Annotated in this window: 22 protein-coding genes, 1 tRNA gene and 2 riboswitches; of the genes, 16 read left to right on the top strand and 7 right to left on the bottom strand. The window is 66.3% G+C overall.

Annotated features, from left to right (window positions below; all coding sequences use genetic code 11):
- Window positions 1–12 precede the first annotated feature (12 nt).
- On the bottom strand, window positions 13–1143 hold the full coding sequence (gene serC, locus PY310_RS11750; RefSeq protein ID WP_275214563.1) for a phosphoserine transaminase: 1131 nt from the start codon (window positions 1141–1143) through the stop codon (window positions 13–15).
- A 267-nt stretch (window positions 1144–1410) separates the two neighbouring features.
- Between serC and PY310_RS11745 the strand changes: the two genes are divergently transcribed.
- From PY310_RS11745 to PY310_RS11695, 11 genes are all read left to right on the top strand, one after another.
- On the top strand, window positions 1411–2103 hold the full coding sequence (locus PY310_RS11745) for an iron-dependent transcriptional repressor DtxR (protein WP_275214562.1): 693 nt from the start codon (window positions 1411–1413) through the stop codon (window positions 2101–2103).
- Between the two features lie 179 nt (window positions 2104–2282).
- Window positions 2283–2489, top strand: a riboswitch (cyclic di-AMP (ydaO/yuaA leader).
- Between the two features lie 3 nt (window positions 2490–2492).
- Complete coding sequence (locus PY310_RS11740) at window positions 2493–3320, top strand: M23 family metallopeptidase (protein ID WP_275214561.1); 828 nt, start codon at window positions 2493–2495, stop codon at window positions 3318–3320.
- Window positions 3321–3468: 148 nt separating this feature from the next.
- A riboswitch (cyclic di-AMP (ydaO/yuaA leader) is annotated at window positions 3469–3629 on the top strand.
- A 70-nt stretch (window positions 3630–3699) separates the two neighbouring features.
- Window positions 3700–4377 carry a C40 family peptidase gene (locus PY310_RS11735; protein ID WP_275214560.1) on the top strand — a complete coding sequence of 226 codons (678 nt, stop codon included), beginning with the start codon at window positions 3700–3702 and terminating at the stop codon, window positions 4375–4377.
- A 151-nt stretch (window positions 4378–4528) separates the two neighbouring features.
- Window positions 4529–5299, top strand: coding sequence for an NlpC/P60 family protein (locus tag PY310_RS11730; protein ID WP_275214559.1), 771 nt, complete (start codon window positions 4529–4531; stop codon window positions 5297–5299).
- A gap of 233 nt (window positions 5300–5532) precedes the next feature.
- A complete protein-coding gene (locus PY310_RS11725) occupies window positions 5533–6033 on the top strand; it encodes an HNH endonuclease (protein WP_190991504.1) in 501 nt (166 codons plus the stop codon).
- Window positions 6034–6120: 87 nt separating this feature from the next.
- Window positions 6121–6798: a molybdenum cofactor guanylyltransferase gene (gene mobA, locus PY310_RS11720; RefSeq protein WP_275214558.1), complete on the top strand. Its 678-nt coding sequence runs from the start codon at window positions 6121–6123 to the stop codon at window positions 6796–6798.
- Entirely contained in the window at window positions 6795–7103 is a 309-nt protein-coding gene (locus PY310_RS11715; RefSeq protein WP_275214557.1) for a DUF6457 domain-containing protein, read from the top strand. The genes mobA and PY310_RS11715 overlap by 4 nt, the downstream gene beginning before the upstream one ends.
- 10 nt (window positions 7104–7113) lie before the next feature.
- Window positions 7114–8523 (top strand): molybdopterin molybdotransferase MoeA, encoded by a 1410-nt coding sequence (locus PY310_RS11710; protein ID WP_275214556.1) that lies wholly within the window; start codon window positions 7114–7116, stop codon window positions 8521–8523.
- A gap of 83 nt (window positions 8524–8606) precedes the next feature.
- Window positions 8607–9506: a formate dehydrogenase accessory sulfurtransferase FdhD gene (gene fdhD, locus PY310_RS11705; RefSeq protein WP_275214555.1), complete on the top strand. Its 900-nt coding sequence runs from the start codon at window positions 8607–8609 to the stop codon at window positions 9504–9506.
- Between the two features lie 127 nt (window positions 9507–9633).
- Window positions 9634–12675 (top strand): alpha-mannosidase, encoded by a 3042-nt coding sequence (locus tag PY310_RS11700; RefSeq protein ID WP_275214554.1) that lies wholly within the window; start codon window positions 9634–9636, stop codon window positions 12673–12675.
- Between the two features lie 25 nt (window positions 12676–12700).
- Window positions 12701–13807 (top strand): LLM class flavin-dependent oxidoreductase, encoded by a 1107-nt coding sequence (locus PY310_RS11695; protein WP_275214553.1) that lies wholly within the window; start codon window positions 12701–12703, stop codon window positions 13805–13807.
- A gap of 174 nt (window positions 13808–13981) precedes the next feature.
- Here PY310_RS11695 and PY310_RS11690 read toward each other — a convergent pair whose 3' ends face one another.
- Both PY310_RS11690 and PY310_RS11685 read right to left on the bottom strand, forming a co-directional pair.
- Entirely contained in the window at window positions 13982–14719 is a 738-nt protein-coding gene (locus PY310_RS11690) for a hypothetical protein (RefSeq protein ID WP_275214552.1), read from the bottom strand.
- The gene (locus tag PY310_RS11685) at window positions 14716–15498 is read right to left on the bottom strand and encodes a hypothetical protein (protein ID WP_275214551.1); all 783 of its coding nucleotides are present in this window, start codon (window positions 15496–15498) and stop codon (window positions 14716–14718) included. The genes PY310_RS11690 and PY310_RS11685 overlap by 4 nt, the downstream gene beginning before the upstream one ends.
- A 255-nt stretch (window positions 15499–15753) precedes the next feature.
- Between PY310_RS11685 and PY310_RS11680 the strand changes: the two genes are divergently transcribed.
- Both PY310_RS11680 and PY310_RS11675 read left to right on the top strand, forming a co-directional pair.
- Window positions 15754–17424, top strand: coding sequence for an ABC-F family ATP-binding cassette domain-containing protein (locus PY310_RS11680; protein ID WP_275214550.1), 1671 nt, complete (start codon window positions 15754–15756; stop codon window positions 17422–17424).
- Complete coding sequence (locus PY310_RS11675; protein WP_275214549.1) at window positions 17421–19334, top strand: ABC transporter ATP-binding protein; 1914 nt, start codon at window positions 17421–17423, stop codon at window positions 19332–19334. Before PY310_RS11680 ends, PY310_RS11675 begins: the two co-directional genes overlap by 4 nt.
- Before the next feature lie 69 nt (window positions 19335–19403).
- Here PY310_RS11675 and PY310_RS11670 read toward each other — a convergent pair whose 3' ends face one another.
- The 3 genes from PY310_RS11670 to PY310_RS11660 all read right to left on the bottom strand — a co-directional run bounded on the left by PY310_RS11670 (window position 19404) and on the right by PY310_RS11660 (window position 20428).
- Window positions 19404–19847, bottom strand: coding sequence for an NUDIX hydrolase (locus tag PY310_RS11670; RefSeq protein WP_275214548.1), 444 nt, complete (start codon window positions 19845–19847; stop codon window positions 19404–19406).
- Between the two features lie 33 nt (window positions 19848–19880).
- Window positions 19881–20354: a DUF6314 family protein gene (locus PY310_RS11665; protein WP_275214547.1), complete on the bottom strand. Its 474-nt coding sequence runs from the start codon at window positions 20352–20354 to the stop codon at window positions 19881–19883.
- Window position 20355: 1 nt separating this feature from the next.
- Window positions 20356–20428, bottom strand: a tRNA-Arg gene (locus PY310_RS11660).
- A gap of 83 nt (window positions 20429–20511) precedes the next feature.
- On the opposite strand from PY310_RS11660, the gene PY310_RS11655 reads away from it, so the two are divergent.
- Window positions 20512–21273, top strand: a complete 762-nt coding sequence (locus PY310_RS11655) for a DUF998 domain-containing protein (protein WP_275214546.1) — start codon at window positions 20512–20514, stop codon at window positions 21271–21273.
- Here the strand turns inward: PY310_RS11655 and PY310_RS11650 are convergent.
- Entirely contained in the window at window positions 21245–21895 is a 651-nt protein-coding gene (locus tag PY310_RS11650) for a hypothetical protein (RefSeq protein ID WP_275214545.1), read from the bottom strand. The two genes, PY310_RS11655 and PY310_RS11650, sit on opposite strands and share 29 nt — an antisense overlap.
- 32 nt (window positions 21896–21927) lie before the next feature.
- Between PY310_RS11650 and PY310_RS11645 the strand changes: the two genes are divergently transcribed.
- Both PY310_RS11645 and pcrA read left to right on the top strand, forming a co-directional pair.
- Window positions 21928–22755: an inositol monophosphatase family protein gene (locus PY310_RS11645; protein ID WP_275214544.1), complete on the top strand. Its 828-nt coding sequence runs from the start codon at window positions 21928–21930 to the stop codon at window positions 22753–22755.
- Window positions 22756–22885: 130 nt separating this feature from the next.
- Window positions 22886–25474, top strand: a complete 2589-nt coding sequence (gene pcrA, locus PY310_RS11640; RefSeq protein ID WP_275214543.1) for a DNA helicase PcrA — start codon at window positions 22886–22888, stop codon at window positions 25472–25474.
- Window positions 25475–25483 lie beyond the last annotated feature (9 nt).

The following is a 25483-nucleotide window of genomic DNA, read 5'->3' as shown; positions in this document are numbered from 1 at the left end:
GCCGTGTGGACGTTACTTGCGCAGCTCGCCCACGACGTAGTCGATGCTGGCCAGCAGGGCGGAAACATCGTCCGGCTCGATGGCGACAAAGGTGGCGATCCGGAGCTGATTGCGGCCCAGCTTCCGGTACGGCTCAGTGTCCACCACACCGTTGGCGCGCAGCACCTTGGCGATCGCGGCGGCGTCGATCGAGTCATCAAAATCGATGGTGGCGATGACGTTGGAGCGGTCCTCGGCGTTGGCCACGAACGGTGTGGCGTAGCCGGAGGCCTCGGCCCAGGCGTAGATCCGGCCGGCTGAGTCGGCAGTGCGCTTGCTGGCGAAATCGAGCCCGCCGTTTTTGTTCAGCCACTGAACCTGGGCATCGAGGGTCACCAGCGTGGTGAGCGAGGGTGTGTTGTACGTCTGGTTCAGCCTCGAGTTATCAATGGCCGTCTGCAGGTCCAGGAAATCCGGGATCCAGCGGTCGCTGGCCTTGATGCGCGCGGCGCGTTCCAGGGCGGCGGGGGAGAACAGTCCCAGCCACAGGCCGCCGTCGGACGCGAAATTCTTTTGCGGGGCGAAGTAGTACACGTCCGCCTCGGCCACGTCCACATCAAGCCCCCCGGCGGCGGAGGTGGCATCAACCAGCACGAGGGAGCCGGCGTCGGCACCGTCCACGCGCTGGACGGGAGCCGCGACGCCGGTGGAAGTTTCGTTCTGCGGCCAGGCATAAACATCCACGCCGGCTTCGGCCCGGGCGGCCGGCCGGGTGCCCGGCTCGGACTTGATGATGGACGAGCCATCCAGGAACGGCGCCTTGTTGGTGGCGGCCGCGAACTTGGAACCGAACTCGCCGAAGGACAGGTGCTGGGCCTTCTTTTCCACCAACCCGAAGCTGGCGATGTCCCAGAATGCGGTGGAGCCGCCGACGCCGAGAACAACTTCGTAGCCCTCCGGGGCGCGGAAGAACTGGCTGAGGCCCTCCCGGACGGAACCCACCAGGTTCTTGACGGGTGCCTGGCGGTGGGAAGTGCCCAGGATGGTCCGCGATGCTGCCTGGAGTGCCTCAAGCTGCTCCGGCCGGACCTTGGACGGTCCCGCACCGAAGCGTCCGTCCTTGGGCAGGAGATCGGCGGGAATAGTGATGCTGGTTTCGCTCACAAGGGCTCCAATTTCGGCATGGACATGTTTGGCGTCCGGGACGGTGGGATGGCCGGCAATCAGCGGCGACTGCAACGAGGGCCGCTTTTATTCTGCCTGAAACCCTGGACAGGGCTGCAACCGGCACCGTCACAGTCTGGCCAGTGAGACGGCGGCCGATTATCCGGACAAATTCAAAATAGGCTAAGCTTTTTACTGGACCTCGCTGCGGCTTGAACGCGATACGGTGGGTCAACGCAAGGTACTGTGCTCGAGGAGCTGAGCTGGATGACGGATCTGATCGATACCACGGAGATGTATCTTCGAACCATTTTGGAGCTTGAAGAAGAAAACATCGTTGCCCTCCGCGCCCGCATCGCCGAGCGGCTGCGCCATTCCGGACCTACCGTGTCCCAAACTGTTGGCCGGATGGAGCGGGACGGCCTGGTAGTGGTCTCCGGAGACCGTCATTTGGAACTTACCGACACCGGCCGCAAGCGCGCCACCGAAGTCATGCGCAAACACCGGCTCGCCGAGCGGCTCCTGGCCGATGTCATCGGCTTGGACTGGGCGTACGTCCATGACGAGGCGTGCCGCTGGGAGCATGTGATGAGCGAGCGGGTGGAACGGCGCATCTACCAACTCCTTGACCACCCCACCAAGTCGCCCTACGGCAACCCCATCCCCGGGCTGGCTGCGCTGGGGGGTGCTGCCGCCCTGCCGGAAGCAGGTGTGATTAATCTCGTTGAGGCCATGCGCGGATACGGGCCGACGTCGAGCGTGACCGTCAGCAGGCTGGCCGAGCCCATCCAGGTGGAACCCGAGTTGCTGGTGCAGCTCGACGAGGGGGGCATCCGGCCCGGCGCGGCAGTCTCGCTCGAGCGCGTCGGCGAGTACATATCAGTGCGGGTTCCGGGCATTGAAGGTGCGCTCGAGTTGCCGCCCGAGGTCGCGGCCCACGTTTTCGTTTCCATTAGCTAGGGCCGGGAGCTCCAGCAGGAGGCCGCTCCGCGGCACCCCCGACGCAAGGGGCTAGCGCACGGCCGTCAGTTCCGCAAATATAACGGAATTGTTACTGCCTGTTTTGATCGCCTATAGTTTAAACCCAAGCGTCGATATAAAAGCGTTACCTGATCCGGAGCCGAGCTCTGCCAGCGGATCAGGTGCACGAGTCATCCACTGGCAGAGGCGGGGGAACCACAACCGGCAGTCGCAAGGCTGCCTTGGGGTGAAGTCCGTCAGCAGCAAGCCTCTCCCAGGACCCTCATGGGTATCTCTGCGCCGAGTGCTTGCAACGGCGGACCGGGTCTTAGAACTCTCTGACCCGAATCCGACAGCTAACTTCGCAGGCTATCCAGAGAGGAACATTCTTGACCACGCATTACTCCAGGGGCCGCCGCCGCGCGGCCGGCCCCGCTGCTGCGCCCCGCGCGGTTGAGGATCACACTGCGGAGAGGCCCCGCGATCCCCAGCGTGAAGCGCGGCGCCGCCGTCGGGGCGCCTTCCGGCAGGTCACCGACTTCGCCGCCGCCAGCGGTGTTGGGCAGAAGGCCGGCGTGGCACTTGCTGCCACCGGCCTGATCCTGACCGTCACCGTTCCGGCGACGGGCCCGATCATGGCAGACCATCAGCCCGGCAACTCCGTTGCGGCCGTGTCAGCCGCTCCGCAACCGGAGATTTCGGCCGCGGCCGGGGCCCAGATTGATTTCAGCCGCTCTTCTGTGGTGACCCAGGGTGACCCGGACGGCAAGCTGAAACAACTGTTGAGTGCGCAGTCGGCCGGGTCCATTACCCGGGCTGCCTCCGCCGGGAGCCTGGGAGCGCCGCTCGCGCAGCTCATCACGGCGTCCCCGTTTGGCTTCAGGATCAGCCCCATTACGGGTGGTACCGGCGACTTTCACCGCGGCCAGGACTACGTGGCCCAATGCGGAACTTCGGTCCTGGCCGCCGCCAGCGGCACCGTGACCTTCGTAGGCTGGCATCAGTACGGCGGTGGCAACCGCGTCGTGATCGACCACGGCAACGGCTTGGAAACCACGTACAACCACCTGTCCTCAGCCTCCGTGACCGTTGGCCAGACCGTGACCCGCGGCCAGGTGGTGGCCCTCAGCGGCACCACGGGCGCCTCCACCGGCTGCCACCTCCACTTCGAGGTTCAGGTCAACGGCGAAGTCGTTGACCCCACAGGCTGGCTCTGAGCCAAATGATGGCAAACTCTCAAATCTCTTCGGCTTGCCGTGACCTGAATGTGACATTGGCTCTGAAGTCCTGTAACGTCTAAGTCGCGTCAACTTTTCCGAAGTTGACGTTCTTGAGTGGATTGCCTAGCTCTGCCACCGCTCAAGGTCCGTTCGCATGACATCGTCTGGCAGGGGCGGGGGAACCAATTTTGGTCTTCGATTCTGAAGGCCTTGGGGTTAAGTCGCAAAGCTTCCCAGGAAGCAGCGCGGCCGGGTGACTCCCATCCGAATCCGACAGCTCACCTCGCAGGCATTGGGAGAGGCTACCTTCGTGTCTTCACGCCATAATTCTGCGCGCCACCGTGCGCAAACGGTTCGCACCAATCCTTTGGGCTCCGTGTCCAAGGCAGTAAGTGCAAACGCCGGGACCGTAGGTCGCCAGGCTGCTGTTATCGCAGCCGCGTCAGGTCTCATCCTGACCATGGGGCTTCCGGCCAACGCCGCGGACACCACCGCTGGTGTGTCCGCGTCTACCGAGTCCGGATCTGCCCAGGCTGCTCTTGCCGTCACCGCCGCACCCACTGCCACCGTGTCTTTCGAGCGCCCGGTAGTCAAGACCACGGCTGCACCCGTGATCGCGCCGGTCCGTGCTCAGTCCACGGCAACGGAAACAGCAACGGCAAGCCGTGCTGCTGACGTAACCAAGGATGCCGCAGCCAAGCCTGCAGCTGCCGTTTCTTCCGCAGCCGCGTCGGGCCTGGCAGCTATCGCGTACACCGGCATCGGCCACCCCTACCTCTGGGGCGGCACCACTCCCAATGGCTGGGACTGCTCCGGCTTTACCCAGTGGGTCTACGCCCAGGCCGGCATCAGCATTCCCCGCACCAACGCCTGGAACGCCATGCGGCCCACCTCCACGCCGTCCCCCGGTGACCTGGTCATGCAGAACGGTGGCGCACACGTGGGCATCTACGTGGGCAACGGCATGATGATCAGCGCGCTCAACCCCTCCCAGGGCACCCTGCTGCACGCCGCTGCAGCAACGGGCACGTCCTCTTTCTACACCCTGGGCTAGTCCTAACTCCGGACTTCCTCCCGTTTCTTTCCTGGAAACTCTTCGCTAAATCCCCGTTCGGGGCGTGCCGGCGTACCCCCAAGATGCCGGCGCGTCCAAAGACCTTGGGCTGCCCTCGCGGTCCCGAGGAACACGAAAGAGAGAAAAATTGATGACGACACGTGCAACTGTTGCACGGCACCGCGCCGAGGTCACCAAGACCAACTCGCTGGCTGTCATTGCCAAGGCTGTCGGCGACAACGCCGGCGGCATGGGCCGTCAGGCTGCGGTTATCGCTGCTGCCTCCGGCCTGGTCCTGACCAGCGGTATCGCGGCCAACGCCGCTGATACCAATGTGCAGCGCGAAGCCGCTTCGACGGCCAGCTTTGAAATTGGAACGGCCGCGCCGGCCGTTATTTCGGCTGAATCCACGATCGCCATCTCCTACGAGAAGCCGGCAGTAACCACCACGCCGGCTCCCGTCGCAGAGCCGGAGCCCGAGCCCGTTGTTGAGGCAGCCCCGGCAGCCGCGGCCGCTCCCGCCGCGGCGCCTGCGGCCGCCATCAAGGTTGCTTCGTCCGCCCCCGCGGCTCCGGCCGCCCCGGTCGCTGCCAGCGGCAAGGGCCAGGCCATCCTGTCCGCAGCGTACGCCCAGCTGGGCGTCAACCAGGACTGCACCATGCTGGTGACCAACTCACTGGCCGCCGTGGGCATCAACTTCCACGACTGGCCCGCAGGCTACCTCTCCCTGGGCCGCACCGTCAGTGCAGCAGAAGCACAGCCCGGCGACCTGATCTACTACGCGAACGGTGGCGCGGGCATGGCCCACATTGCCGTTTACGCAGGCAACGGCCAGGCCGTGCACGGCGGCTACAACGGCAACCAGACCGTTGTGTTCAGCGCCAATGTTGGATCAGGACCGGTTTTCATCCGCGTGTCCTAACAGCTGTTGAGCTTTCAAAGGACCCCTGCCTGCTGGCGGGGGTCCTTTGCTGTCTGTTCCCTCAGGGGCGCGGCGGCAGCCGCCAGGCCGGCACCCCGGAAACGGCCGGACCAAGCGATTAGTTTATCCGGGCATTTTTTGTTTACTCTTGTGGTGTCGATCCATAGCCCGGATATGCCGGGGGCAGCCGGCCCTCGTGCCCCTGACGGGTGCGGCCACAAAGAGGTAAGTGCATGCGCACTCTCGTTCTGAATGCTGGATATGAACCGCTGGCGGTAGTCACCTTCCGCCGGGCGCTGGTGCTTGTGCTCACGGGCAAGGCCAGTGTTATTGCCGAGGGCGATGACCCCGTGGTGGGGCCGCAGGAGATTCTGGGCCGCCCGTCTGTGATTCTCCTGAACCGCTACATCCGTCCCAGATATAACCAGAGCACCGCGGTAAGCCGCCGCGGCGTCCTCCGGCGCGACGGTCACCGGTGTGCCTACTGCGGCAAAGGTGCCCACACCATCGACCACGTGCAGCCCAAATCGCGTGGCGGTGCCGATTCGTGGGAGAACCTGGTGGCCGCCTGCCTCCGATGCAACAACAGCAAAGGTGACCACACCCCGGCCGAGATGGGCTGGAAGCTGAGGTTTGTGCCGGAACCGCCGCACGGCACCATCTGGCAGATCAAGGAACTGGAGAAGCCGACGCCTGCCTGGGATCCGTTTTTGCTGCCTGAACGGGCGGCCTGAACGCTTCCGGACTGCCGGTTTCGGGCGCGCGCGAGGAGTAACAGTCGCGCATGCCCACGGACGTTCCGGCGCGGCTAGGCTGGGCTGGTGGATGCAGACTCGTTCGATTTTGATGCCGTCATTCTTGCCGGCGGCCGTTCGGAACGCCTGGGCGGCGTGCCCAAGCAGGGGCTGACGTACGACGGCGACACCTTGTTGGGCCGCTCCATCGCCGCTGCCGGAGGTGCCCGGGCCGTGGTTGTGGTGGGTCCTGAGCCCGCGGAACATCCGCCCGGCATCCTCAGCTGCCGCGAGGAGCCCGCCTTCGGCGGTCCGGCCGCGGCCATTGCCGCCGGGCTTGCCGCGCTGGCGAAGGCCGGTGGAAGCCGGCCGCCGGTGACCCTTGTTCTTGCCTGCGACATGCCCAATGTGCGGCAGGCGGTGACGGCCCTTCGGGAGGGGTTGCTGGGCGCCGATCCCCTGACAATCTGCGACGGCGTGGTGGCTGTCTCGGAGGATGGCCGCCGGCAGCCCCTGGTGGGCTTTTATAGCACGGCCGCGCTACAACGCTCGGCGGCTGAACTTGCGGCCAGGGGTCAACTGATCAACGGGTCGGTTCGGGCACTCCTTGCTAGTCTTGACGTAAAGCCTGTTGCCGTTCCGGTCCGGTCCACGGCAGACGTGGACACCTGGGACGACGCCGCCACACTCGGGGTGGGCGGCCCTGGTCCACTTGGTGGCTCCCGGAGCAAAGCGGCCGCAGATAAATTGGGAGGCAGAGCGTGAAAAGTCAGGACGAGACGCTGGAAGAGTGGAGCAGGTCGCTGCTGCAGGCGTATGACTTGGAAGACGTGCAGATTGACGTCAACGCCATCCTTTCGTTGGCCGGAGTGGCGGCACACTCGGTAGTGCGCCCGGCCGCACCACTGACCACCTTTATTGCCGGCCTCGCCGCGGGCCTGGCTGGCGGCCCGGGGCAAGCACCTGACGCCGCCGCCATGAAGTCAGCCCTGGACCGTGCCAGGACCCTGGCCGCCGACTACGACTCTGCGGCCACAGAACCGAAATCAGCCGGGGCCCCCGTCGAATGATCACCGTCGAATGACCACCGCCCCCGGCGATGAAGCCGGGAGCCCCGACCCGCTGCACGCCCCGCCAACGCCGGAGACCGGCCCCGTGCACCTGGCCCATACATGGGAAGAAGCACGCAAAGCAGCCTTTGAGGGCGCCACCCCGATCCCGCCCGGACGTGTTCCGCTCGGCCAGGCCTTGGGCCGGGTCCTCGTGGAAGACATTGCCGCGCTCCACGACATGCCGCACTACGCGTCCTCGGCCATGGACGGCTGGGCAGTTAACGGCAGCGGTCCGTGGATTGTGTCGGAGCCCGGCCAGCGGCTTGCGCCGCATCAGGCCAGTCCCATTGTCACGGGAGGATTGATCCCGCCCGGGGCAAAGGCGGTGCTGCGCAGCGAAAGCGCCGTGCTTGGCACCGACGAGGACGGGCTGCCGCTGCTGCAAACAGGCGGCACCGCCCGTCCCGGTGAACCCAGGAACGGTCAGCACATCCGGAAAGCCGGCGAGGAAGCGGTTGAAGGGGATGTCCTGGTCAAAGCCGGGGTGACCCTGAACCCGGCGCACCTGGCCGTCGCCGCCCTGGCTGGGCACGACGACCTGCTGGTCCGCGGGAAGCCCGTGGTGAAGCTCCTGCTGACGGGATCCGAGGTGGTGGCCCACGGATTGCCCGCCCCGGGCCAGGTCCGCGATACGTTCGGCCCTCAGCTGGCATCAGTGGTGGACATGCTCGGTGGCATCTACGCCGGTCAGGAAAGGATCGGCGATTCCTACCCCGAATGGTTGGCGGGGCTGGAGGACCTCCCCCCGGAGGTTCCGGACCCTGCCGCGCTTCCCGCCGACGTCGTTATCACCACCGGCGGAACGGGAGTCTCCCACACGGATCACCTGCGCCGGGCCGTGGCGGAGCTGGGCGGCAGGCTGGTCATCGACGGCATCGCCATGCGCCCCGGCCACCCTGCTGTGCTTGCCGAACTCCCCGATGGACGTTTTGTCCTGGGACTGCCGGGTAATCCGCTGGCCGCCATGATGGCGCTGTCCACGGTGGGTGCGCCGTTGCTTGCCGCGCTGGGCCACGGCACCATGCCGCCCATCCAGCACGTCCCCTGCGGCACCACCATTGAACCCGAACCGGGCCGCACCCGCCTGATGCCCTTCCGGCTCCTCTATGGAATGGCGTCACCGGCAAAGCACACCGGCCCCGGAATGATGCGCGGACTGGCGTCGGCAGATGGGGTGATGGTTGTCCCGCCCCACGGAGTCCAGCTCGGCGAGCCTGTGGCCGCCTTCGCGCTGCCGTGGGGGCCGCCGCTTCCCGTCCCCGAACCGGCCGGCGCCAAGCCGAAAACCCGGGCCGGAGCCAAGGGTGCCACCAGAACCGCGGGCAAGGGTGCCGCGAAGCCTGCCGGTCCGGTGGACTGGAGTGCCCTGCTCGGCTGACGGACGGCCGGACGGCACCACGGTACTGCGCGAGCCTATGGGTGGTGCGATGATGGACCTATGAACAGCATGGTAGTCCGCTGATGGGACGCGTCACCCAGCGCCGCAAGGTCCACAAATACGTCCTGGACGGCTCGCCTGCTGCCCAGGAATTCCCCATCCGGCACCGTGAGGACGTCCTCGCCGTGGAAGAGCCGCTGGAGATCCGTCTCGGTCAGCTTTCGTTCTCGGTCACAATGCGGACTCCCGGTGACGACTTTGACCTGGTGGCCGGGTTCCTGGTGTCCGAGGGAATCATTTGGGCGCCCGAACAGCTTGTTTCACTCCGGTTCTGTGCTGGCGAGGATGAAAATGGCGTTCAGACGTTCAACGTTGTGGAAGCCCAGTTGCGGCCTGACGTGGAACTTCCGGCCAGGGGGCGGAACGTCTTCACCTCGAGCTCATGTGGCATCTGCGGTACGGACTCAATCGAGGCTGTGCAAAAATCTTCCCGCTACAGCCCTGCCGCGGATCCGCTGACCATCCCGGCGGAGGTGCTGGCAGTCCTGCCGGACCGGCTGAGGGAAGCGCAGGCTGTTTTTGACACCACCGGCGGTGTGCACGCCGCGGGCCTTTTCCGGATAACGGACGACGGCGGCGTGGAGCTTTTGTGCCTCCGGGAGGACGTGGGCCGCCACAACGCCGTGGACAAGGTAGTGGGCTGGGCGCTGCGGGCGGGGATGCTGCCGTTGACCGGGCTGGTCCTGCAGGTATCGGGGCGGGCATCGTTTGAACTCGTCCAGAAAGCCGCGCTGGCCGGGATCCCGGTCCTGGCGGCAGTCAGTGCCCCTTCCAGCCTCGCCGCAGAGCTCGCACAGGCCAGTGGCATGACCCTGGCCGGGTTCAGCCGCGGCACAAGCATGAATATCTACGCCGGTCAGGAAAGGGTCACCCTGGCCGCGTCGAACAAGGCGGAAGACGCCGCAGCCCGGGTCGCGGGATAGCCAGCCACAGCCTCAGGGGGGACGAAGGTGCTTGGCTATTGGTCGACCAGCCGGTAGATTTTATCCATCGATTGGACGGTGTTGTCCGGATTCGATCAGTCCAATTCACCTATTAAGAGGGTTTAGAGTGCACGACGACCGCCGGATTACCGAAGTCCGACTGGCCCGGTTTGTCCGAGAGCGGATCGATCCCGCCGTATATCCCCGCAGCGTCCCCCTGACCCTGACCAGCTGGGACGCTCCCGGCGAACCCGTCACGGTGATGGAAGCACTGCGGCATGACTTCCTCCCGCAGGAACACGGCGCAGCATGGGGCCAGCCGTGGGGCACCAAATGGCTGCGGCTTCAAGGCGATGTTCCCGAGGCCTGGGGTACCGGCGCGGACACGGCCGTGGAGATCGTCGTGGACCTTGGATTCATCAACGAAGCCCCCGGCTTCCAGTGCGAGGGCATCGCGTGGCGCCCGGACGGCACCATCATCAAGGCGATTTCGCCGCGGAACCAATACATCCCGCTCAAGCTGCTCGGCAGCGGCATGGCCGTTGACTTCTATGTGGAGGCGGCGGCCAACCCTGACATGGCGCAGGGCTGGACGTTCGCCGCCACGCCACTGGGGGACAAGGCGACGGCGGGCACCGCCCCGCAGTACCGGCTGGGCAGGATCGCCATTGCGGAGCTGAACCAGACGGTCTGGGAGCTCCAGCAGGACGTTTTGACGCTCTCCGGGCTGATGCATGAGCTGCCGGTGGAGCAGCCCCGGCGCCACGAGATCCTCCGTGCGCTGGAACGCATGATGGACCGGATGGACCCCGACGACGTCCCGGGAACTGCCGCCGCCGGCCGCGCTGCCCTGGCCGAGGTCCTGTCCCGGCCCGCCTATGCGTCCGCGCACCAGCTGGTGGCCACCGGTCATGCCCACATCGATTCCGCCTGGCTGTGGCCGGTTCGCGAGACCATCCGCAAGTGTGCCAGGACCTTCTCCAACGTGGTGGCACTGATGGACGAGGACCCGGGCTTTGTATTTTCCTGCTCCTCGGCCCAGCAGTTTGCCTGGATGAAGGAGTTCTACCCCGAGCTCTTCGGCAGGATCCGGGAAAAGGTCAAGGCCGGCCAATTTGTTCCGGTAGGGGGCATGTGGGTCGAGTCGGACACCAACATGCCCGGCGGCGAGGCCATGGCCCGCCAGTTTGTGGAGGGCAAAAGCTACTTCCTGCAGGAGTTTGGTGTCGAGTGCCGCGAAGCCTGGCTGCCGGATTCGTTCGGGTACTCCGCCGCCCTGCCGCAGATTGTGAAGTCGGCCGGAAGCCGGTGGTTCCTCACCCAGAAGATTTCGTGGAACCAGGTCAACCGGATGCCGCACCACACCTTCAACTGGGAAGGCATCGACGGTACCCGGCTCTTCACCCATTTCCCGCCGGTGGACACCTACAACGCCGAACTGACGGGCCGGGAACTGGCGCATGCAGAACGGAATTTCCGTGATCATGGCCGTGCCAACACCTCGCTGGTGCCCTTTGGTTATGGCGACGGCGGCGGCGGACCCACGCGTGAGATGCTGGCCGCTGCCCACCGCACCGCCGACCTGGAGGGCTCGCCCAAGGTCCGGATCGGTTCGGCCGAAAGTTTCTTCACCCAGGCCGAGGAGGGCTATGCGGCTCTTCCGGTGTGGGTGGGGGAGATGTACCTGGAACTCCACCGGGGCACGTACACCAGCCAGGCCAAGACCAAGGCCGGGAACCGGCGGAGTGAACACCTGCTGCGGGAGGCTGAACTCTGGTGCGCCACGGCCGCCGTCCGAAGCTCCTTTACCTACCCGGCAGCCGAGCTGAAGCGCCTCTGGCGACTGGTGCTCCTGCAGCAGTTCCACGACATCCTGCCCGGCAGTTCCATCGCCTGGGTCCATCAGGACGCCGAACGGAACTACGCCGCCATCAGTTCCGGTTTGGAAGCCCTCATTGGCCAGGCAGCGGCCGCACTGCTGGGGGAAGGTTCGCGGCTGTTCCTGCTCAATGCCGCTCCCCATGGGCGCAACGGGGTCCCGGCACTCGGGGCGGCTGAGCCGTCCGTGGCGGGCCCCGCCGTCCAGTCCCACGAAGTGGACGGCGACGGAGTGGACGGCGGTTTTGTGCTGGATAACGGCATTATCAGGGCTGTCCTGGACTCGGACGGCCTCATCACATCGCTAACCGACTACGCCACAGGACGCGAAGCCATTGCGCCCGGCGCGCGCGGCAACCTGCTGGAGCTGCACCGGGACACTCCCAACGAGTGGGACGCCTGGGACATTGATGAGTTCTACCGCCGCAACGTCACGCCCCTGACGGCCGCGCAGGATGTCCGGCTGGAGCCCGCGGAAAGCGGGGCCAGGGTGGTGGTGGAGCGGATGGCCGGTTCCTCGCCGGTGACCCAAAGCATCACGCTGGACGTTGGCAGTGACTCCCTGGCTATCACCACTGCGGTTGAGTGGCAGGAGAGTGAGAAACTCCTCAAGCTCGGGTTCCCGCTGGACGTCAAAGCCGACCGCTCAGCTGCCGAAACACAGTTCGGACACGTATTCCGGCCCACCCACAACAACACCTCCTGGGAGGCCGCGAAGTTCGAGATCTGCGCGCACCGCTGGATCCACGTGGCCGAACCCGGCTACGGCGTCGCGATCTCAAACTCGGCCACCTACGGCCACGATGTCACCAGGAATGTCCGGGAGGACGACGGCGGGACCACCACCTCGGTGCGTCTCTCCCTGCTGCGGGCACCGAAGTTCCCTGACCCGGCGGCGGATCGCGGACACCACGAACTGACGGTTACTGTCCGCCCCGGGGCGGGAATCGCCGAAGCAGTCGAAGAGGGGTACCGCACCAACCTGGCGCCGCGCCTGGTTCGCGGTGGTCACGGGGTGGAGCCGTTGTTCACGGTGGACAACCCCGCCCTGGTGGTTGAAGCCGTCAAGCTGGCGGAGGACGGTTCGGGCGACGTGGTGGTGCGGCTCTACGAGTCCCTGGGCCAGCGCTCGGCCGGAATCATCAAAGCAACATTCCCCGTCCTGGACGTGCAGGCGACCGATCTCCTGGAGCGCCCGGCTGAGGCCCCCGGGGTAACACCGGCAGGGCAGGGCAGCGTCCACCTTGCCCTGCGCCCGTTCCAGCTGATCACGTTGCGGTTCGCCCGGTAGCGCTCATGGACAACCGGTAGGACTCATGGAGCTGGGAGTATTTACGTTCGGGGACATCCACCGCGATCCCGTCAGCGGCGTACGGGTGTCTCCGGAGCAGAACACGCAGGATCTCCTGGAGCGTGCCCGGCTGGCAGACCAGGTGGGGCTCCAGTATTTCGGGGTGGGAGAGCATCACCGTGCGGACTATTCCGTCACGTCGCCCGCGACCGTTTTGGCGGCCGTCGCCGCGCAGACCCGGCAGATCAAGGTGGGCAGTGCTGTCACCGTCCTCAGCACGGAGGACCCGGTGCGGGTTTTCCAGCAGTTCGCCACCATCGACCTCATCAGCCAGGGCCGCGCCGAGCTGACGGCAGGGCGCGGGAGCTTCATCGAGTCATATCCGCTGTTCGGGGCCCGGCTGGAGGACTATGACGCTCTCTACGAGGAGAAACTGGGGCTGCTCCTCCAACTCAATGCGCAGGAACGCGTCACCTGGACAGGCCGGTTCCGCGCCGGCCTGGACGACGCCCTCATCCTGCCCCGCCCGTTCCCCGCTGCGGACGACACGCGCGAACTGGACATCTGGATTGCCACCGGGGGAACTCCCAACTCATCGGTCCGCGCCGCGACCTTGGGGCTGAACGTCATGTATGCGCTGCTGGGCGGGTCCGTCCGGAACTTCGAACGGCATGCCGCCCTGTACCGGCAGACCGCCGTCGAACACGGTCACGGCGACGCCCCGCTGAAGGTGGGCGTCAGCGCACCCGGCCTGGTGCTGGCTGACGGTGCTTCCGGCAAAGGGCGGGCCAAAGACGTCTTCCGGCCCTATTGGTTGGACACCATGCGCCGGATCTCTGCCGAGCGGGGATTCCCTACTCCGAGCGGGGTTTCCTACAATATGGAGTCCGCTCCCGGCGGCGCCTTGTTTGTGGGCAACCCGGAGCAGGTGGCTGAAAAGATCTTGAGGATGCACGGGCATATGCAGCATGACAGGCAGATCTTCCAGCTGGATCTCTCGTCCGTCCCGCAGCGGACCGTACTGGAAGCGATCGAGTTGCTGGGCACTGAGGTGCTTCCGCGCGTTCAGATGGAACTGGCGTCTGCGGGTGGCAAAACTGCCGATGGCCGCGGGTGGGAAAAGGGCCGTTAAGCAGGCTGAGTGGGGGCGGTCCCCAACGGCCGCCACCACTCATCCCCCCAATGCGTGTAATGGCTTAGGGCAACGCGGCGTTCAAGAAGTTATCCCCGTTCGTAAACACCCGCGCGCAACCTTCACACATTCATGATTATGGCATGTCTAATGATTTTGTGAAAGTCGGCAAAGCTACTTTGCAGTAGAAGTCTTTTGCCGCGGGCCGTGCCGTCGGTGAACGAGGCTGGCGACCCCGATCAAGGCCAAACCGAAAACGTAGCAAAGCACGGCAGTGTAGTTGATGACGTACAGCGCTGCTCCCCAGGCTGACGGAAACAGCGGGAAAAGCAGGGTCAGTGCGACGGCCAGGGAACCCGCCCCCAGAAGGAAGGCAGCCATCCGAACCAGGGCGGGAAGTGTACTCATGGTCGCCTTAGCCATGGCCGGCAGGAGAACAAGTGCCACGTAGGCGGGGTATATGCGGCCGGCGACACCGTAGAACCTCAGCAAAAGGACGTTCCCGGGGTCCAGGTTGGCTATGCCAGCCATTCCCACTGATGAGCCGGAGGTGTCCATCAGGAAAAAGATCACCATGATGGCAAGTGAGTTCACGCCCAGCACGGCCAGACCGGATGGGCCGGCGATCAGACGGGAGGCGCCGGTGGCCCCAAAACCCTTGCTGATGCGGTTCCCAACACACAGGATGGCGGCAAACACGACCAGCCGCAGGATGAGATTAGCGATATTGATGCCGCCCAGGACCCGATCGATGACGAGATAAGGCGCCTCGATGCTGAGGAGGATGGCCAGGGTCATCAGCGCAAAAATGGCGCAAATGGTCCGGTTTTGTCGCCGGAAGGCACTAGGGATGCGGGCCAGGGCCACCGCGGCGCAAGCGGCCAGGGTGCACCACTGCAGGGTCTCGATCATCCCAGGTTCTCCCAGATCTTGTCGGTTCGTTCTTGGTCATGTTCCTGCCGGCGGAGGGCCCGGCCCAGCGTCTGCAGCCGTTCTCCGGCCAGGGTGGTCAGTTCGCCGTCGGTCATAGTGTCCAACGCCGCCTGGCGGGCCCCGGGCGGCCAGCCGGCCTCGGCCTCCGTGATCAGCCCGGTTGCCACCAGGCCACCGGACGCGGCCACACCGGCTGCCAGGGCCGTAGCCAGGGCCAGCTCCGGGGTGAGCCGGTTGGCGGTCAACTGCGCCGAATAGTTCTGCGGCGCGATCCCGGTGGCGGTGGAGACGCGGTGCCGCAGTTCGCCGTCGTCGATTGCCTCCACCCAGTCCCGCACGGACGTGGCATGCGGCGGCGGGACCAGGACCGTTGGCCCCGGGTCGGGACGGCCGGCAAGCGGAACCCCTGCGGCGCCCCCGCCGGACTCTCCCGGCCCGCCGGGTTCGGCGACGCCCCGGAGCAGCAGCGCCCGCAGGAGATCAGCCGTGGAAATCTGGCTGACCAGCTCGGAGCGGGTGGGCTGCAGTGGCGGCCCGGCGAGTTGCCGGAAGTCGTCAAAGCCGGCCAGGGCGGTGACGGGGTTGATGTTGTAAGCGCGGCTGACGCTCACCACCGTCGCCCCTGCAACCTTGCCACGCACCAGTTGCTGAGCCAGGGTGCTCCGTTTGATGCCGGCAGCCCGGCAAACATCGGAAGTGCTCGCGTCGGGCGCGATACCGTGCAGCCAGCGTTGGAACGCCTTGGCAGGAATGGGCATATCTGCTCTCTGCTGAACGGATGATTGCTTTTGATTTTAGCGTGTCCGCGGCCGGTGGTTTGATGCAGCCGACAGAGTCGACTATGCTTGATGGTCGAGCCCGTTGGTCCGCACACCCCCCAAGTCCGGACCGGCGGGCTCTTTAGTGCCCGGGCACTTTTGCTGGCGGGCATGCTGCGGATTTCACAGCATTCTGCCTGATTCAGGCGGGGTCATCCGGCCTTCCGCCGGCCGGGCGAGAGGACAGACCTAGCCATGACAGCAACCCTTGTTGCCAAAGACCTTTCCGGTGGCCACGACCACCGGACACTTTTCTCGAAGCTCTCCCTCACCGTGGCTCCCGGTGACGTTGTGGGCGTGGTGGGTGCCAACGGCGCCGGCAAATCCACCCTCCTGCGCCTGCTGGCCGGAGTGGACCAGCCCCAGTCCGGCAGCGTGAACCTGGCCCCCGCTGATGCGTTTGTGGGCTGGCTTCCCCAGGAACACGAGCGGGTGACGGGTGAGACGGTGGCGGGCTACATCGCCCGCCGCACCGGCTGCGCGCAGGCAACCGCCGAGATGGAGTCCACGGCAGAAGCGCTGGGTTCCGGGGCTCCCGGCTCCGACGACGCCTACTCCCTCGCCTTTGACCGCTGGATGGCGTCCGGCGCAGCGGACCTCGACGAACGCATCCCGGCCGTCCTGGCTGATCTGGGGCTGGAAACCGGGCCGGAAGCCCCCATGACCGGGCTCTCCGGCGGCCAGGCCGCGCGCGTCGCTCTGGCTGCCCTGTTACTCAGCCGCTTCGACGTGGTGCTCCTGGATGAGCCCACAAACGACCTGGACCTGGCCGGCCTGGCGAAGCTGGAAGCCTTCGTCCAGGGCCTGCGCGGCGGCGCGGTGCTGGTATCCCACGACCGCGAGTTCCTGGCCCGCTGCGTGACCACCATCGTGGAGCTGGACCTGGCCCAAAATTCCGTTGCGGTATACGACGGCGGCTACGAGGCGTTCCTGGAGGAACGTGCCGTGGCGCGGCGGCATGCCCGCGAAAAGTTCGAGGAGTTCGCGTCCACCAAGGCGGACCTGGTCTCCCGGGCCCGGACCCAGCGTGAGTGGAGTTCCCAAGGCGTGCGCAACGCCATGAAAAAGAGCCCCGACAATGACAAGATCCGCCGCGCGGCCAGCACCGAATCGTCGGAAAAACAGGCGCAGAAGGTCCGGCAGATGGAATCCCGGATCGCCCGGCTGGACGTGGTGGAAGAGCCGCGGAAGGAATGGCAGCTGCAGTTCAGCATCGGCCAGGCGCCGAAGTCCAGTGCCGTGGTGGCCACGCTGCGTGACGCCGTCGTCAGCCAGGGCAGCTTCACCCTCGGCCCGGTGAACCTGCAGCTGAACGCGGGGGAGCGGGTCGGAATCACCGGGCCCAACGGTGCCGGCAAATCCACGCTGCTGCGCCTGCTGCTGGGTGTGCAGGCTCCCGACTCCGGCAACGCCGCCATGGGCGCCTCGGTGGCCATCGGCGAAATCGATCAGGCCCGTGGACTGCTGGCCGGCCATCTACACCTCGCGGACGCTGTGGAAGCGGTCCTGCCCGACCTGACGCCGGCGGAGGTCCGCACGCTGCTGGCCAAGTTCGGGCTCAAAGCTGACCACACGGCCCGGCCGGCGGATTCCCTTTCGCCGGGCGAGCGCACCCGGGCCGCACTGGCATTGCTGCAGGCACGCGGCGTGAACCTGCTGGTGCTGGACGAACCCACTAACCACCTTGACCTGCCTGCCATCGAGCAGCTGGAGGAGGCGCTGGGAAGTTATGAGGGCGCTTTGTTGTTGGTAACCCATGACCGGAGGCTGCTGGAGAACGTCCAGCTGGATGTCCGGTGGAATGTGGACAACGGCGTCGTTACCGAACTGCTGGGCCACGACGCCCCGAAAGGCAATAAATCATGAGTATGGACCGGGTGGCCTGGAGCTCCCTGTACAACATCACGCGCGCTTCGAGCGGCTCCAAGCCCTTCTCAAAGGAGACGCTTAAGCGTGTTTTCGGCTTCGCCCGGCCGCACAAGGGCAAGCTGATCGCCTTCGTCCTGCTGTCCATCGTGATGGCCGTCCTCGCCGTTGCCACCCCGGTCCTGGCAGGCCAGGTTGTTGATGCCATCATCGCCGGCGCGGGCACCGGCGTGGTGGTCTGGCTGGCCGTGCTGATCGCCATCGTTGCTGTCGCCGAAGCAGGGCTGGGACTGGTCACGCGCTGGCTTTCCTCCACCATCGGCGAAGGCGTCATTGTGGACCTCCGCACCAAGGTCTTCGACCACGTGCAGAAGATGCCCATCGCCTTCTTCACCCGCACCCGCACCGGTGCTCTGGTCAGCCGGCTCAACAATGACGTGATCGGTGCCCAGTCCGCCTTCGCCGGCACACTGTCCGGGGTAGTCAGCAACGTTGTGGCCCTCGCCCTGACCCTTGTGGTGATGCTGGGGAAGTCCTGGCTCATCACCGTGCTTGCCATGATCCTGCTGCCGCTCTTCCTGATCCCCGCACGGCGGATGGGCTCGAAGCTGGCCGACCTGCGCCGTGAAGCTGCCGAGCACAACGCCTCCATGGGCACCCAGATGACCGAGCGGTTCTCCGCCCCTGGCGCCACGCTGGTAAAGCTCTTCGGCCGGCCGGATGAGGAATCCCGCGAGTTCGCCATGCGGGCAGGCCGGGTGCGGGACATCGGCATCCGGACGGCGATGCTGCAGTTCACCTTCGTGACCGCCCTGACACTGGTTTCGGCGCTGGCCCTCGCACTGGTCTACGGCCTCGGCGGCTTCCTGGCGCTGCAGGGGCAACTGGCCGCGGGCGACGTCGTGGTGCTGGCACTGCTGCTCACCCGCCTCTACGCCCCGCTCACGGCGCTCTCCAACGCCCGGGTGGAGATCATGAGCGCCCTGGTCAGCTTCGAACGGGTCTTTGAAATCCTGGACCTCAAACCCCTCATCCAGCAGAAGCCCGATGCTGTGTCCTCCCCGGCCGGTCCGTTGTCCGTGGAGTTCGATAACGTCCGCTTCTCCTACCCTTCGGCGGACAAGGTTTCACTCGCCTCGCTGGAGGACGTTTCAACCCTGGACACCCGCGGCGGCGAAGAAGTGCTGCACGGTATCAGCTTCCGGGTGGAGCCCGGCCAGACCGTTGCCCTCGTGGGCTCCTCCGGGGCTGGAAAGTCAACCATCGCGCAGCTGCTCTCGCGGCTGTACGACGTGGATTCAGGGGCGGTCCGCTTTGGCGGGGCCACGGCCGGAAGCGGTGTTGACGTCCGCGACCTCACCTTCGATTCGATGCGCCAGACCCTGGGCATGGTGACCCAGGACGGTCACCTGTTCCATGAAAGCATTGCCTCCAACCTGCGGCTGGCCCGTCCGGAAGCCAGCGACGAGCTCATGTGGGATGTCCTGCGGCAGGCCCGGCTGGAGACCATGGTCCGGTCCCTCCCCGACGGCCTGGACACTGTGGTGGGGGAGCGCGGCTACCGGCTTTCCGGCGGCGAACGCCAGCGGCTCACCATCGCCCGCCTCCTCATCGCCCAGCCGCGGGTGGTCATCCTCGACGAGGCCACCGCGGCGCTGGACTCCACCAACGAGGCCGCCGTCCAGGAAGCACTGGGCGCAGCGCTCGAGGGGCGCACCGCCGTCGTGATTGCCCACCGGCTCTCCACAATCCGCGCCGCCGACGTCATCCTGGTGGTGGAGGACGGCCGGATCGTGGAACGTGGCACGCACACCGAGCTGCTCGCGGCCGAGGGGCGTTACGCCGAGCTGTACCGGACGCAGTTCGCCGAGGCAACCGCGGTTGCGGAGGAAGCCGTGCCCGAGTACTAGAGCTTTAGAGTCCCCAACTGGGTAGCAGCAGGTGTCCTTTTGAGCCGTCAAAACGACACCTGCTGCTACCTACTTCGGGTGGGGGCCTACTTTGGCGGCCAGCTCGGGCAGGATGAAATCGGTCAGGAGCGAGGCGAGATCCGCGGGCAGCGGCACGCCCCGCTCACGGTCCCGGTCCAGCGCGGCAAGGTCCAGCCAGCGGATCTCGGCGATCTCGGCTGACGCGCCGGCCGTCCACGTGCCGGGGGCGAGGTACACCGTGGCTTCGATGTCGGTGGCGGCCTCGTTGGCGGCGTCGGCAATCCAGACGCCCATCAACTGGAGATCCTGCGGGGCAACAATGACCCCCACCTCCTCGGCCAACTCCCGGGAAGCGGCCTGCACGGCCGTCTCGCCGGGTTCGGGCTTGCCGCCGGGGTGCATAAACATGGTGGTTCCGCGTTTGCGGACCGTCAGGAGCCGCCCGGCGTCGTCGAACACGCAGACGGCGGAGACAACAATGCGGGCTTTCACGGGTTCGAGCCTAGCCCCTTCGCGCCGGCCATTTCAGCCCAGCCGCATCAGCTCCGTGGTCAGCAGCAGGTCCTTGCGCGGCCCGCTCACGTCCCACGAATAACTGAAGGCATCGGGACCCGCGCAGGTGTACGCCACACGGTAGGTATCGGGGTCACACCAGTGCCGGTCCAGGTTGGCTTCCGGGCTAAAGCTCATCCGGTGGAAGGGGCGCCCGTCCTCAAAGAAGACGTCCAGGGCGTCTGTCCGGTCGGCGCGGCGCAGAAGATAGGCGCGGGAGGCGGGGCCGGTGAAAGTAGGCCAGCGCATGGTGCCTTCTTCGCGGAAGGACACGTCGTCGTCGTCCGTCACGGCAAAACGTACGACGCCGGTGAAGGTTCCGCGGGTGCCTGCGGACCGGTCCAGCAGTTGGCGTTCGACGGCCCACGTTCCCGCCACGGCGCCGGGCGGCTGCACCGGGCCGAGCAGGTAGGCGCGGAGGCTGAACTCCGGAACAGGACGGTTCAAGTGCCCTCGATTGGAATCGAACCAACGACACCGGCTTTAGGAGAGCCGTGCTCTATCCACTGAGCTACGAGGGCGGGTGTCCGTTGGGCCGGCAGGGCCGGTCCGTCCGGACACGGATACAAGCATACAAGGTGGGAGGCCGTACTACGCTCTTGGCATGAGTTCAGCCCCGATGTCCTCGCCCGCAGCGGTCTTCATCCCGGACACGGCGTCCACCCGCCACTACATCGGCGCCTGGTCCGTCCTGAGCGTCCTGCAGTATTTTGTGGCCGAAACAGCCGTGATCGGCGGCTGGGCCGGGCCGCAGCCCTACAGCCGCCGGACCGGGTACATCAGCGATCTTGGTGCGTTGCACTGCGGGATATTTGACGGCCGGGATGTCTGTTCTCCGCTGCACTGGCTGATGAACCTGTCCTTTGTGGTCCAGGGTTTGGGCATGCTCCTGGGCGCGCTGCTGCTGAGCTCGGGACTGCTGTGCGTGGCGGCCCGGCCGGGAGCAACGGTCCACCGTGGGCGGCGGAAACCGTGGCTGGCCGCACTCTGGGTCCGGCTTCTGGCCGGCACCGCGGGTGCCGGGACCATGATCGTGGGACTGGTACCCGAGGACCTGGGCTCCGCCTGGCACTACACCGGCGCGCTGATGTACTTCATTGCGGGCTCGCTCGCGGTGCTGGTGCTGGGTGTGCTGTGGCTGCAGCAGACACCGCTCGGATGGTTCGTCCTGGTGTGCGGGCTGGCCTCATTCGCCGCACTGGTGACAGGCGGTCTTACCAGGATGCATGTCCCCGAGCCGGGCACGCTGGAACGCCTGATGGGGTACCCGGTCACGGTGGGCGTGGCGGCCACCGGGCTGGTGATTGCCCAGCGCGTGCACCGGCACCGGCGGGAGGTCAGGGCTCTTGCCGCGGCCCGGGCTTAACTGCCTCGGCGGACTTTTTACCCAGGAACACCGCGGCGGCCCCGGCGAGCAGGCTCACAACGAACAGGACCCAGCCCGCAACGGTCAGCCCGGACGCCAGGGCGACCTGGCCGGCGTCGGCCGTTTCCGAGGCCAGCACGGAATCGATGGTGACGTTGCCCCACAACCGGACCACCACAAACAGCAGCGGGACGGCCCACAGGGCCCAGCGGAGCGATTTCCTGGCAACGTTGGTGCCGATCAGCAGCAGCCACGTGAAGCCGAAGATGAGCGGGAACAGCGTCCCGGCCGTTTTGTGGACGTAGTTGAGCTGGCCGCGGGCGTCGTCATCCATTGCCGCGTGCAACTGGCCAACATAGGACGCGTCGAAGCCGCCCACCAGGGAATCCGGCATGGCCAGCCCCGCGGACAGCTGGGTCATCTGGTCCAGCGCGAGCAGGTGCAGGTACCAGAACAGGAAGAGGCTGGCCACCACCCCGGCGATCACAATCAGCCTGGAGTTGCTCTGGGCCTTCTGCGGTGAACGGGCGGTGGTGGGGTTGATCACCGGCGGGAGGCTGTGCTGTGGAACGACAGCCTTGGAGCCGTGCTTCTTGATCCGCTGCGCTGGAGTTTTGGCCATGGCACCATTATGGCGCTGCATAGACTGGTGCCATGACCACAGGCAGGCACAGCGCCCTCGAACTTGACCCCGCCCTGGACGACTACCAGCTGGCCTCGGCACTGGTGCGCGAAGCCGGGCAGCTTGCGCTGCTGATGCGCATGGCCGGCCTGCAGTCGCAGCAGAAGACGTCCATTTCGGATGTTGTGACGGCCGCGGACCACGCTGCCGAGGCCTACGTGCTGGAGCAGCTCCAGCGGTGCAGGCCCGACGACGGCATCCTGGGCGAGGAGGGCGCCTCGGTGGCCGGGACCAGCGGCCGGACCTGGGTGGTCGACCCGGTGGACGGGACCTACAACTTCCTGCACGGCTCCACGTACTGGTGCTCCGCCATCGCCCTCAAGGACTCCTCGGACGTGCTGCTGGGTGCGATCTTCCAGCCGGAGGAGGATAAGTTGTGGCTTGGCGGAACGTCCCGCCCCGCCACCCTCAACGGCGAGGCCCTGACCGCGTACCAGGACGGCGGCGCGCGCAACGGCACCGCCCTCGCGGAATTCGGCGCGGCAACCTACATCCACCCCACCTGGCTGATGGATCCCCTGTGCGCCATGCCCTGGCACTCCGCTGCCACGTCCGCCGCCGCGCTGCGGATGTTCGGCTCAGGGTCCTGCGACCTGGGCCGGGTTGCCGACGGGGAGCTGGGTTGCTGGTTCCAGCACAGCTGCCCCGAATGGGACTGGCTGCCGGGCAGGGCGATTGTCCGGGCTGCCGGCGGTACCGCGGACACGGTCCAGGTCAACGGGCTGCAGTGGTTCATGGCGGGAGGCACGACGGCGGTGCGGGAGTTGCGCGCGGCCCTCCTGGCCGGCTCGGTGACCTGAGCCCGGGCAGGCCCGCCGCGGCGGGAGTCCTCCGCCGCGGATCGCCCGCCGGTCCGAACGGTCCCGGTGGATGGCGTTATCCACAGGCTGAACGTGAGTGTCGGCCCCACCGCCTAGACTTGTAGGCACCATGGATATGTTGTTTGACCCGTACTCTGACGGACCGTTCAAGGCCGCCCCGGCAGCCTCCACCCGCACAAAGTCGCGCCCGGAAGGTTTCGCCGAGGCGGGCGAATCCGGGGGCGGCAGCGGCAGCGGCGGCACCGGAAACAGCTCCCTCCAGGGTGGCGGGCAGGGTGCTGAACCGCCCATCCAGCGCGGCGGCGGCTGGGCCAGCCAGCAGCCCCACGGTGAAGGTCCCGGGGACCACGCCCACCACCGGCCGAATGCTGCGGAGCTGCTGCAGGGGCTGAACCCGCAACAGGAGGAGGCCGTCAAGCATGCAGGGAGCGCCCTGCTGATTGTGGCCGGCGCCGGCTCGGGCAAGACCCGGGTGCTCAGCAACAGGATCGCGTACCTCATCGCCACGCACCGGGCCCATTACGGCGAGATCCTGGCCATCACCTTCACCAACAAGGCTGCCGCCGAAATGCGGGAGCGCATCGCGGCCCTGGTGGGCGGCCGGGCCAAGATCATGTGGATCTCCACGTTCCACTCCTCCTGCGTGCGGATCCTGCGCCAGGAAGCGGCCAACGTGGGCCTGAAGTCCAACTTCTCCATCTACGACTCCGCGGACTCCCTGCGGCTGGTCACCCAGGTGTCCAAGGGCCTGGACCTGGACCCCAAGAAATTCGCGCCCAAGGCCATCCAGCACAAGATTTCAGCGCTGAAGAACGAACTCATCGACGCCGATTCGTTCGCCTCCGCCGCGAACTTCAACGACCCCTTCGAAAGCGCCGTGGCGGATGTCTTCAAGGGTTACACCCAGCGGCTGCGCCAGGCCAACGCCATGGACTTCGATGACCTCATCGCCGAGACCGTCTATATGTTCCGGGCCTTCCCGGCGCTCGCGGACTCCTACCGCCGCCGTTTCCGGCACGTCCTGGTGGACGAGTACCAGGACACCAACCACGCCCAGTACGCCCTGGTCCGGGAGATCGTGGGCGAGGGCCCCGGCGCGTCGGAGCTCACGGTGGTGGGGGACTCGGACCAGTCCATCTATGCTTTCCGCGGTGCCGATATCCGCAACATTGTGGAGTTCGAAAAGGACTACCCGGAAGCCCGGACCATCAAGTTGGAACAGAACTACCGTTCCACCCAAAACATCCTCACTGCCGCCAACTCCGTGATCTCACGCAACCCCAACCGCCCCGAAAAGCGGCTGTGGACGGCCGAGGGTGAGGGCCACAAGATTATTGGCTACGTGGGTGAGAACGAGCACGACGAAGCCCAGTTCATCGCCAAGGAAATTGACCGGCTCCAGGACGAGGACAACCTGCGCCCGGGGGATGTGGCCATCTTCTACCGCACCAACGCGCAGTCCCGCTCCATCGAGGACGTCCTGGTCCGGGTGGGGCTGCCGTACAAGGTGGTGGGCGGCACGCGGTTCTACGAACGCAAGGAAATCAAGGATGCCCTCGCCTACCTGCGGGTGCTGGTCAACCCTGACGACGACGTCAACCTGCGCCGGGTGCTCAACGAACCCAAGCGCGGCATCGGCGACCGCGCCGAGGGTGCCGTGGCGGCGTTCGCCCAGCGGGAGCGGATGTCCTTCATGGCGGCGGCGCGGCGGGCCGAGGAAGCCCCCGGCATGGCGACCCGCTCCGTCAACGCCGTCCTGGGGTTCGTGAAACTGCTGGACGATCTCGCCGAAGTGGCTACCGGTTCCGGTGCCGCCGCAGCGCTGGAAGCGGTCCTCGAACAGACCGGCTACCTCGCCGGGCTGCGTTCCAGCACTGATCCACAGGACGAGTCCCGCGTGGAGAACCTGGCGGAACTGGTCGCCGTCGTGCGTGAATACGAACAGGAGAATCCGGAGGGGTCCCTGGGCGCCTTCCTGGAGCAGGTGTCCCTGGTGGCTGACGCGGACCAGATCCCTGATGCCCCCGGTGCCGACATCGACGCCGCGGTGGCCGAGGCCAAACGCCTGGGCGTGGTCACGCTGATGACCCTCCACACAGCCAAGGGCCTCGAGTTCCCGGTGGTGTTCCTCACCGGCATGGAGCACGGGCTTTTCCCGCACCAGCGCTCCGCCACGGATCCCAAGGAACTCGCCGAAGAACGCCGGCTGGCGTACGTGGGCCTGACCCGCGCCCGCAAACGGTTATACGTCACGCGGTCTGAAGTCCGCAGCATGTGGGGCCAGAGCCAGTACAACCCCGCCAGCCAGTTCCTCGAAGAAATCCCGGCCGAACTGGTCGATTGGAAACGTGAAGGAACCAGCCGGCAGTCCGGCGGCTGGGGGAGCGGCGGGTCAATCGGCTCAAGCCGGTACGGCGGATCCTTCTGGGGCGCTGGCACGCCGCGGGGAGCGGCGGCAGACTCCTCGGCCGGGTTCAACGCTGACGTTCCCGCCGCTATCGCCAAGAACCGGGTGCAGCCGCAGAAGGAAATCGTGGCCGTCAGTGTGGGCGACAAGGTCAACCACACGAGCTTCGGCAACGGAACCGTGCTGGCACTGGAAGGCGCCGGAGACAAGACCGTGGCCAAGGTCAAGTTCGACGTCGGCGAGAAGCGGCTCCTGCTGCGCTACGCGCCCCTGACCAAACTGGACGCCTGAGAAGAGCTC

It is taken from the genome of Pseudarthrobacter naphthalenicus (genome assembly GCF_029076445.1).
Taxonomy (GTDB): domain Bacteria; phylum Actinomycetota; class Actinomycetes; order Actinomycetales; family Micrococcaceae; genus Arthrobacter; species Arthrobacter naphthalenicus.
Note: the sequence above shows the minus strand (reverse complement) of the source record. Positions and strands in the feature narration are given on the sequence as shown.